The following is a 9,996-nucleotide window of genomic DNA, read 5'->3' as shown; positions in this document are numbered from 1 at the left end:
CTAATGTTTATAATAATAGCATTTAATCTTATGCAATTATATTTCTTTAGGTGTATTAGAGGATTTAGAAAGAAAAGAATGTTGCAGATAGATATTATTGAAGATATAAGAGATGAAAGATTTACTATAGAAGCTGATTGGATAAATCCAATATTTGAAAAAACATAATTAAAAATAAAACTGGAAATTGATTATTAAAATTTTTTGGGGTAGGGGGAGGTGTAACTATTTTTAAGACCTATCGGTCTACAGGCTTCCCAGTTATTCAAGTAAATGTTAAAAAATAAAATTTTAGTAAAAACAAATTTTTTACTGGAAATTTGATGCGAAATCTCTGAAAAGTACATATTTTTCTTGACAAAACTATAAAATATATTTATAATTTATTAAAAATTCATATGTTAAAGCTGTGAAGGGAAGAGTAGACTAGAAACAGTCTTAAAGAGAGGGGAGTACCGTAGGCTGAGAGTCTCCCTAAGATATGCCTAGTTGAAAACTGCCCCTGAGTTGTATCCGAAACCTAATTTTAGGGTAAGGATTTCCGTTGACTGCGTTAAAGTCTCAAAGAGGGTTTATACCAATTAGGGTGGAACCGCGGGAGTATCTCCCGTCCCTAGCTATATGCTGGGGGCGGGAGTTTTTTCATATATGTATAAATAAAAAGTTAGGAGGGATGCAGATGGAAAAAATTAAAATTACTCTACCAGATGGTTCTGTAAGAGAGTATGAAAAAGGCGTTAGTGTATTTGATGTAGCTAATGATATAAGTAGTGGATTGGCTAGAGCAGCTGTAGGGGCTAAATTAAATGGAAAAGTAGTGGAATTAAATCATACAATTGAGGAAGATGCTTCGATAAGTATATTGAAGTTTAGTGATGATGAAGGAGCAGACATTTTCAGACATACAAGCGCTCATATTCTTGCACAAGCTGTCAAGAGATTATATCCAAATACTAAACTGGCAATAGGGCCTGCCATCGAAAATGGTTTTTATTACGATTTTGATTCAGAACATAAATTTACACCGGAGGATTTAGAAAAAATTGAAGCGGAAATGAAAAAGATTGTTAAAGAGCAGCTTGATATAGAAAGGTTCGAACTGCCAAGAGAAGAAGCGATAAAATTCTTAAAAGATAAAGGTGAAGATTATAAAGTAGAATTGGTAATGGATTTACCTGAAGATGCAGTAATATCTTTTTACAAACAAGGCGAATTTGTTGATTTATGTGCTGGGCCGCATTTGCCGAATACAAAAAAGGTTAAAGCAATAAAATTATTAAGTATAGCTGGAGCATATTGGCGTGGAGATGAAAACAATAAGATGCTTCAGAGAATATATGGAACTTCTTTTGAAAAGAAAAAGGATTTAGATGAGTATTTGCATAGATTAGAAGAAGCAAAGAAAAGAGACCATAGAAAATTAGGTAAAGAGTTAGATTTATTTAGTATACAAGAAGAAGGGCCAGGATTTCCATTTTTCCATCCTAAAGGAATGGTTATCAGAAATATTTTAGAAGATTTTTGGAGAAAAGAGCATGTTAAGAGAGGATATGGAGAGGTAAAAACACCTATTATATTGAATGAGGAATTATGGCATAGATCTGGACACTGGGATCATTATAAAGAAAATATGTATTTTACAAGCATTGATTCTGTAGACTATGCTATAAAACCTATGAACTGTCCAGGAGCGATGCTGCTTTATAAGAGAAAGATGTATAGTTATAGAGATTTTCCTATTAGGATGTGTGAATTAGGTTTAGTGCATAGGCATGAATTGTCAGGAGTATTGCACGGGCTTATGAGAGTTAGATCATTTACTCAAGATGATGCACACATTTTCATGTTACCAGAGCAGGTAAAAGATGAGATAAAAGGTGTAATCGATTTTGTTGACTATGTTTATAGTATATTTGGGTTTAAGTATCATGTAGAACTTTCAACAAGGCCAGAGAATTCTATGGGAACTGATGAAGAGTGGGAATTGGCAACAAATGCACTTAAAGAAGCATTAGAAGAGAAGGGACTTGAGTATAAGATTAATGAAGGTGACGGAGCTTTTTATGGTCCGAAAATAGATATTCATTTAGAGGATGCTATAGGTAGGACATGGCAGTGTGGAACAATACAGTTAGATTTCCAAATGCCGCAGAGGTTTGATTTAACATATGTAGGAAGTGATGGAAATAAGCATAGGCCAATAATGCTTCATAGAGTTATCTTTGGAAGTATTGAAAGATTTATTGGAATTTTAATAGAACATTATGCAGGTAAATTCCCTGTTTGGTTAGCACCTGTACAAGTAAGTATACTACCTATTTCTGATAAGTTTAACGAATATGCATTTGAAATTAAGAAAATATTAGAAGAAAAAGATATAAGAGTTGAAGTTGATACAAGAGCAGAAAAAGTAGGATATAAAATTAGAGAAGCACAGCTTAACAAAGTTCCTTATATGCTTATTGTTGGGGAGAAAGAAGCGGAAAATAAAACAGTTTCTGTAAGAGCAAGAGAAGAAGGAGACATAGGAACATTTGAGATTGAAGGATTTCTTAATAGAATATTAGATGAAATTAAGAATAGGAAATAATGTCTAACGTCTATCACGCCTATCATGTAGATAGGCGTTATTTTTTGAAAAAAAATATTAAAAAATATAAAATGAAAAGGAATTTTATGAAAAATATAGAATATATTCTTAATAGCAATAATTAAAAACATTCTGAAAATTTTAAAAGTCAAGTGGAGGTGATAGAGTTTTATAATTTCTAAATTTTGGGGGATTTTTGAGAATAAAAAAAAGGAAAGGAGGGAAAAATTAGCTTATTTAAAAAATTTATATAAAAGGGGGAAAGATTGATGTCAGAGGTAAAAAGGGGTTTGTCTGATGCTGCTTATAATCCGAAGGCAGGAGAAAAGTATGTTCCATTTATACCTGCTAACAAGGTGATGCCCGAATTTACAGTTACAGCAATCATTATAGGTATTCTTATGGCTATTGTATTTGGTGCAGCAAATGCTTATTTAGGATTAAGAGTGGGTATGACTATCAGTGCATCGATACCAGCAGCAGTTATTTCAATGGGCATCATAAGAGGTATAATGAAAAAAGAATCAATACTTGAAAACAATATGGTTCAAACTATAGGATCAGCCGGTGAATCGCTTGCAGCAGGTGCTATATTTACATTACCAGCACTATTCATTTGGTCTCAAGAGTTAGGAATGGATGCTCCAAATTTATTCAGAATAATAGTTATATCACTTATAGGTGGTATACTAGGCGTACTATTAATGGTTCCTTTAAGAAAAGCACTTATTGTCAATGAGCATGGTAAACTTCCATATCCTGAAGGCACTGCTTGTGCCGAGGTTCTTGTAGCAGGGGAAGTTGGAGGCTCTAAAGCAAAAACTGTATTTATGGGATTGGGAATAGGTGCTCTTTATAAGTTTATAGCTGATGGAATTAAGTTATTCCCGAGTAAAATTGAATGGAAAATAACAGGGTATAAAGGTGCGGCAATAGGTGGAGATGTACTACCTGCATTATTAGGTGTTGGTTTTATTATAGGACCTAGAATTGCTGCTTATATGCTAGGTGGTGCTGTTTTAGGTTGGTTGGTTATAATACCTTTGATTTCACATATTGGAGGATTTATAACAGTGCCTGTATATCCAGCATCTGTACCAATTGCAGAATTAGGAAGCGGAGATATTTGGCATTACTATATTCGTTATATAGGTGCAGGAGCCGTTGCATTTGGCGGTATTATCAGTTTAATTAAGTCTTTACCGCTTATAGTTAGAACATTTAAAGAAGCTCTTGGTGGATTTAAAGCAGGTTTTGAAAACGAAAGTAATTTGAGAACTGATCAAGATATGTCTATGAAACTAGTTGTTGTAGGAGTAATTGTATTAATACTAGTAATGATATTTACAGATATTATACCAGTAGGTGTTATGGGTGCAATATTAATAGCAATATTTGGCTTCTTCTTTGCGACAGTTTCATCAAGACTAGTAGGATTAGTTGGCAGTTCGTCAAATCCAGTGTCAGGAATGACAATTGCTACATTATTAATTACATCTATCATATTTAAAGCTATAGGGTTCGATGGCCCTGCAGGAATGATTGGCGCACTTTCTGTTGGTGCTGTAATTTGTATAGTTGCGGCAATAGCAGGTGATACGTCTCAGGACTTAAAAACTGGTTTCTTAGTAGGTGCAACTCCTAGGAAACAACAATATGGTGAGCTTATTGGTGTTATTGCATCTGGATTAGTAATAGGTTTTATTCTAATGTTATTGAATAATGCTTGGGGATTTGGTTCAAATGAACTACCAGCACCACAAGCTACATTAATGAGATTGGTTGTTGAAGGTGTTATGCAAGGCAACTTGCCATGGGCGCTTGTATTTACAGGGATAGGTATTGGTGTAGTTATAGAGTTAATGGGCATTCCAGTATTGCCAGTTGCAGTTGGTTTATATCTACCTATACACTTAAGTACACCAATTATGGTTGGTGGTTTATTAAGAGGAATATTAGAAAAGAGAAAAGAAGCAGAAGCAGTTATAAAAGAAAAGATTGAAAGTGGTGTATTATATTCATCAGGATTAATCGCAGGAGAAGGCTTATTAGGTATTCTATTGGCTATATTTGCTGTAATACCAATAGAGGATAAAACTCTTGGAGATGTAATTGCATTTGGAGATGGCGTATTAGGAAAATATGGTGCATTGATTATGTTTATATTGTTGGTACTTACATTGATGAAATATTCGATTTGGAAAAAAGTAGAAGACTAAACTGTTAAAAGGGGATAAATTTATCCCCTTTTAATAATAACTTTATCTTATGGGGTAATAGTAGTTAAAATGGTATAATAATAAAATTTGACATATGTAAAACTGTAAATGTAAAATATAATTATCAAATGCCAATAACATTTTTTAGAATTAAGTTAGACAAATAACAAAAAGAACTTTTCAAGGAGGGTGTTTATGTCTAAAAGATACGTTATTATCGGTGGAGTAGCATGCGGCCCGAAAGCTGCTGCAAGATTGAGAAGATTAGATCCTGAAGCTGAAATTACATTGATTGAAAAAAGTGATGTTATTTCCTATGGTGGCTGTGGTATGCCATATTATTTATCGGGAGAAGTTAAAGAGTTAGAAGAATTATGGTCAACTCCTGTTGGAGTACCTAGAGACCCTCAATTCTTTAAAAAAGTCAAAAATATTAATGTACTAAATAATACTTTAGCAGAAAAGATAGATAGAAAAGAGAAAAAGGTTGTAGTAACTAATCTAAAAACAAATGAAAAACAAGAGATACCTTATGATAAACTTGTTTTAGCGGTTGGTTCAGTACCTAATGTACCACCAATAAAAGGAATCGATTTAAATAATGTATTTAAATTATATCATCCATATGATGCTGAAAAGATAAAAAGTTTATTAGATAGTGGTAAAGTCAAAGATGCAGTAATAGTTGGTGGGGGATTAATAGGTTTAGAGGTTGCAGAGGCTTTGACTAAACAGGGTGTTAAAGTAACAGTAGTAGAAATGATGGACAAAGTACTTCCTAAAATGCTAGATACTGAAATGTCTATGTTATTAATAAGAGACATGAAAAAGAATAAAGTAGATGTATTGACTGGTACAAAAGTATTAGAATTAGAAGGCGACAATGAGGAAAATGTTAAGACTGTGGTTACTGATAAAGGTAAAATTGATGCTCAATTGGTATTAATTTCTGTTGGCGTAAGGCCTAATATAAAACTTGCAGAAGAGGCAGGATTAGAAATTAGTGAAAACAGAGCGATAAAGGTAAATGAGTATCTTCAAACAAGTGATCCTGATATATATGCAGGCGGTGACTGTGTAGATAATGAAAATATAATTTATAATAGAAGATTATATACACCATTAGGAGATATAGCTAACATTCATGGTAGAATTATAGCTAATAATATTTATGGGAAAGAAGAAAAATTCCCTGGAACAGTAGGAACAAGTATATGTAAAGTTTTTGATTTCAATGTTGCTTCTGTGGGAATGACAGAAGAAATGGCAAGAAAAGAAAATAGAGATGTAGTTACAGTTTTAGCACCTGCACCAGATAAAGCACATTTTTATCCAACAGGCAAGCCAATTTTTATTAAATTGATTGGTGAAAGATCAACAGGGAAAATAATTGGAGCACAAGTAGTTGGATATGGTGATGTGGCTAAACGTGTAAATATGATAAGTGTAGGACTTTACTATGGAATTACTGTATCCGATTTAGCAAATATGGACTTTGCATATGCTCCACCATTCTCACCAGCTATGGAAAACTTAATAGTAGCTGCAAATATAATGCGTAACAAAATAGATGGAATTGCAAAAGCTATTTCTGCAATTGATGTTAAGAAAAAACTAGATAATGGAGAAGATTTTATATTATTAGATGTTCGTTCACCTAAAGAAATTGAAATGATGTCTTTACCATATGAAAATGTAATAAATATACCATTAGGTGCATTAAGAGAAAAATATGGTGAATTACCTAAAGATAAGGAAATAATAGCATTCTGTAAAATAAGTTTAAGAGGATATGAAGCACAGAGAATTTTAGAGGAAAAAGGATTTAAAAATGTTAAATTTATGGATGGCGGAATATTAGCTTGGCCATTTGAACGTAAAATGAAGTAAAAAACATCTGCCCTTATTTAATAGGGCAGATGTTTTTCATATATTATATACTGTTTTTAATGAAATCTGGTACATTTTCGTCAGAATACCAACCAATTATCCTATTAGAATTTTTCAAGTAAAATACTACAGCATATTGTTTATTGTTTAAAGAAAAATTTTCGTAAGTTCTTAATAGTTTTTCTATTTTTTCTTTGTCCTTAATTTCTATTTTTTTACTCTTTATAGATTCAAAATCATATATATTATCAATGTTTTCTGCTCCTTTTATATTTTTTACTACTGCATATTCAATGTCATTAGGTGTTATTCTTGCTTTTTCGTAATATCCTTTTTCTTTTAGCCAATTTTCCAAGTTCTTATATGATTTTTTCCATTCTGGTACTATCATTGGCTTGTGCGATTTAACATTATCTATATATTCAACATTAATATATGCCCAAGGTTCCTGTTTTGTAGTCATTTCTTCATAAGATTCTTCTAGAATATCTGCTTTTACAGCTTCTATGAATTCTTTTATTTCATTTTTATTAGAAATTGTAATAATTTCGTTTGAATACATTGGATTGATTTTTATGATTTGTATTTTATTTGGATCTATCCTAAATATACTATTATTAATTATTTTATATTCTTTTAATTCGTATATTTTCTTTATATATGGATTATTATTAAACATTTTTTGAGGTACAGAGTATTCTCTCATTAAAATACTTCCATTTTTTAATTTATATCCTATAGCAATTCGCCTATTTCGGTTTTCTGATAGTGTATTTTCTATTTCAGATTTATTATTTATTATCGTTTCATGCAGTTTTAATATATAAATAATACCATTCTTATTACGAATCAGTAAATCATCCTTTTTTAAACTCTTTTCATTCACATAACTTCCAAAGTATGCACCTTCTATTTCATCTAAATTAGGTAATTTATTTTCATATCCTATTAAATCTAAATCAATAATTGTGAAAAATAAACCGGCGGCTATAACAAAGGGAATAAAACCATATAGTTTATTAAATGCTCGTATAGACTTTCTTATTATCATTTCTGCTATGATGTAGCCGAACAATGCGCCTATAAAAAATCCAAAATATAGCCAAAAATGATTTTTTGTAACTGCAAATGAAAAATATAATCCTCCTAAAATCATACTACAGAATGTAACACCATATTTGAATATAGGTTTTAATATATCAAATACGATACTATCGCTGGCACTTTCTAAATTTCTTCTATTATATAAGAATTTTGAAACTAAAAATAGAATAACCAATAATGTTATATACCATATTATCAATAAAGGATTTATATTTTCTCCAAATAAACCTCCAGTTATAGGTATTACTTTTAAAGCAAAATTTTCAATAATTGTATCATTTACAGCGTAGCCAAACAACATTGTATCTAGAGTTAGCATTACTAAACCTGTTAATCCTAGAGGCAAGAGTAAAAATATTAAAGATAATATAGCTTGAATCAAAGAGACACCACTTATCATACCTGTAAATACTGTCATTAAAAATACGGTATAATTTAAAATTAATGTAACCAATAACCATCTATATATATCACCAGCGGTTATATTTATTCCTGTGTATATCCCATTATAAATAAAAAACATAATTATAAAATTCACAAAAATTGGTATAAATAATATGATTGAACTAGCTAATACATGGCTATTAAATAATATGTTCCTTGTAAATGGAAAAGAATGTATCATACCTGTCGAATTTTTAAGTTGCATGTATCTGAAAATAAGAGTTCCTAGTATTAATGGGAATATTATGGCAAATATTATTTGAAAAACATGATTGTCTATACTTATATATGTTTCAAAGTAAGAATTAATTGTATCTGTATTTTCTATATCGATTAAAAAGAATATTGGGCCGCTAAATATTAAGGCTAAAAAGTATAATGCTCCTATTCCCCAGAATCTTTTCAAATCTTCTATTATGATAGCTTTATTAAAATATGATGTTTGTGATTTCATAACCTGCACCTCCTAACTCATATATAAATACTTCCTCAAGGGAAAGTGGAAGTATGTCTAATATAATAGGATTATATTTGTTAAAGGTTGACACTATCTTTTCTCTATTGCCTTTTACGATTAATAAATATATACTTCCGCGTTTTTCCTTATAAAGTATTTTTAGTTCTTTATCTAAATTAGTTGGGAAATCATTTTTATATGCTATTTGAATTTTATGAACATCGGATTTTAGTTCATCTAAATTGCTTTCTATAAGCATTTTACCTTTATGCATAATACCTACATGATCGCATATGTTTTCTAGTTCCTTTAAGTTGTGAGATGAAATAAGTACAGTTGTTTCTCTTTCGGCTACATCTTCAACTATTAAATTCCATACTTTTTTTCTCATTAAAGGATCAAGTCCATCTATAGGTTCATCGAGTATCATTACTTTTGGCATAATTGATAGAGTAAGCCAAAAAAGCACTTGTTTTTGCATTCCCTTTGAAAGCTTATTTACTTTTTTGTTTTCATCTATTTCAAATACTTTTTTTAATTTTTGATATCTCTCTTCATTCCAATCAGAATAAATTCTTTTATAATATGATGCCATGTTTTTAATTGTATATTGAGGGAAGAAATATAAGTCATCGGGTATATAGCCTATTTTTGATTTGATATTTATATTTTCGTATACCTTTTCTCCTAATATTTCTACATCTCCGTTATTTTGCTTATATATGCCTGTTAGATGTTTTATTAATGTGGTTTTGCCGGCACCGTTAGGACCAACTAAACCATATATAGAACCTTTTGGAACATTTAAATTTACATTATCTAAAGCTTTAAAATTACCGAAATATTTATCTAAATTTTTTACTCTAATCATTTATTTTCTCCTCCTTTCACTCTATCATAGGTTTCTTCTAATAATTTGATTAATTCTTTTTTTTCAAATCCTAGATATATTAACTCTGATAAGTTTTTTATTATTTCATTTTTTAATTTTTCCACCTTTTCTTTATCCACCTTTTCTATTTTTTTTGATACGAAACTCCCTCTCCCTCGAACAGAATATATATATCCTTGTCTTTCTAATTCTCTGTATGCTTTTTGAATAGTATTTGGGTTTATAGTTAGCTGTTTTGCTAAATCTCTTACAGATGGAATTTTTTCATCTGCTTTTAATACATCGTTTATTATTAATTCTTTAAATTTTTCTACAAGCTGTTCATATATTGGTTTTCGATTTTTTAAGTCTATTTGAAACATTTTGCACCTCCTTATATGTGTAATAACTGTACTATTAG

At 30.6% G+C, this 9,996-nt stretch carries 6 protein-coding genes and 1 other annotated feature; of the genes, 3 read left to right on the top strand and 3 right to left on the bottom strand.

Translation table 11 applies throughout. The annotated features are described in order from the left end of the window. The first annotated feature begins 400 nt into the window (after positions 1 to 400). Positions 401 to 618: a binding site (T-box leader), on the top strand. Positions 619 to 679: 61 nt separating this feature from the next. The 3 genes from thrS to BUB51_RS06190 all read left to right on the top strand — a co-directional run bounded on the left by thrS (position 680) and on the right by BUB51_RS06190 (position 6,699). Further along, positions 680 to 2,590, top strand: a complete 1,911-nt coding sequence (gene thrS / locus BUB51_RS06200; RefSeq protein WP_073196322.1) for a threonine--tRNA ligase — start codon at positions 680 to 682, stop codon at positions 2,588 to 2,590. 269 nt (positions 2,591 to 2,859) lie between these two features. Next, a complete protein-coding gene (locus BUB51_RS06195; RefSeq protein WP_073196320.1) occupies positions 2,860 to 4,809 on the top strand; it encodes an OPT family oligopeptide transporter in 1,950 nt (649 codons plus the stop codon). A gap of 195 nt (positions 4,810 to 5,004) precedes the next feature. Next, positions 5,005 to 6,699 carry an FAD-dependent oxidoreductase gene (locus BUB51_RS06190; protein ID WP_073196318.1) on the top strand — a complete coding sequence of 565 codons (1,695 nt, stop codon included), beginning with the start codon at positions 5,005 to 5,007 and terminating at the stop codon, positions 6,697 to 6,699. A 43-nt stretch (positions 6,700 to 6,742) separates the two neighbouring features. Here the strand turns inward: BUB51_RS06190 and BUB51_RS06185 are convergent, their stop codons facing one another. The 3 genes from BUB51_RS06185 to BUB51_RS06175 are packed head-to-tail and all read right to left on the bottom strand — an operon-like array spanning position 6,743 to position 9,958. Next, positions 6,743 to 8,701 (bottom strand): hypothetical protein, encoded by a 1,959-nt coding sequence (locus BUB51_RS06185; RefSeq protein ID WP_073196316.1) that lies wholly within the window; start codon positions 8,699 to 8,701, stop codon positions 6,743 to 6,745. Next, positions 8,676 to 9,575: an ABC transporter ATP-binding protein gene (locus BUB51_RS06180; protein WP_073196314.1), complete on the bottom strand. Its 900-nt coding sequence runs from the start codon at positions 9,573 to 9,575 to the stop codon at positions 8,676 to 8,678. Before BUB51_RS06180 ends, BUB51_RS06185 begins: the two co-directional genes overlap by 26 nt. Next, positions 9,572 to 9,958: a GntR family transcriptional regulator gene (locus tag BUB51_RS06175; protein ID WP_035164181.1), complete on the bottom strand. Its 387-nt coding sequence runs from the start codon at positions 9,956 to 9,958 to the stop codon at positions 9,572 to 9,574. The genes BUB51_RS06180 and BUB51_RS06175 overlap by 4 nt, the downstream gene beginning before the upstream one ends. Positions 9,959 to 9,996 lie beyond the last annotated feature (38 nt).

This window comes from Caloranaerobacter azorensis DSM 13643, assembly GCF_900129995.1.
Lineage (GTDB): Bacteria > Bacillota > Clostridia > Tissierellales > Thermohalobacteraceae > Caloranaerobacter > Caloranaerobacter azorensis.
This window is presented reverse-complemented; position numbering and strand designations above follow the sequence as displayed.

Bases quoted from the DNA above. Each gene is read 5' to 3' on its own strand.
- thrS (WP_073196322.1), top strand. From the start codon at position 680: ATGGAAAAAATTAAAATTACTCTACCAGATGGTTCTGTAAGAGAGTAT.
- BUB51_RS06195 (WP_073196320.1), top strand. From the start codon at position 2,860: ATGTCAGAGGTAAAAAGGGGTTTGTCTGATGCTGCTTATAATCCGAAG.
- BUB51_RS06190 (WP_073196318.1), top strand. From the start codon at position 5,005: ATGTCTAAAAGATACGTTATTATCGGTGGAGTAGCATGCGGCCCGAAA.
- BUB51_RS06185 (WP_073196316.1), bottom strand. From the start codon at position 8,701: ATGAAATCACAAACATCATATTTTAATAAAGCTATCATAATAGAAGAT.
- BUB51_RS06180 (WP_073196314.1), bottom strand. From the start codon at position 9,575: ATGATTAGAGTAAAAAATTTAGATAAATATTTCGGTAATTTTAAAGCT.
- BUB51_RS06175 (WP_035164181.1), bottom strand. From the start codon at position 9,958: ATGTTTCAAATAGACTTAAAAAATCGAAAACCAATATATGAACAGCTT.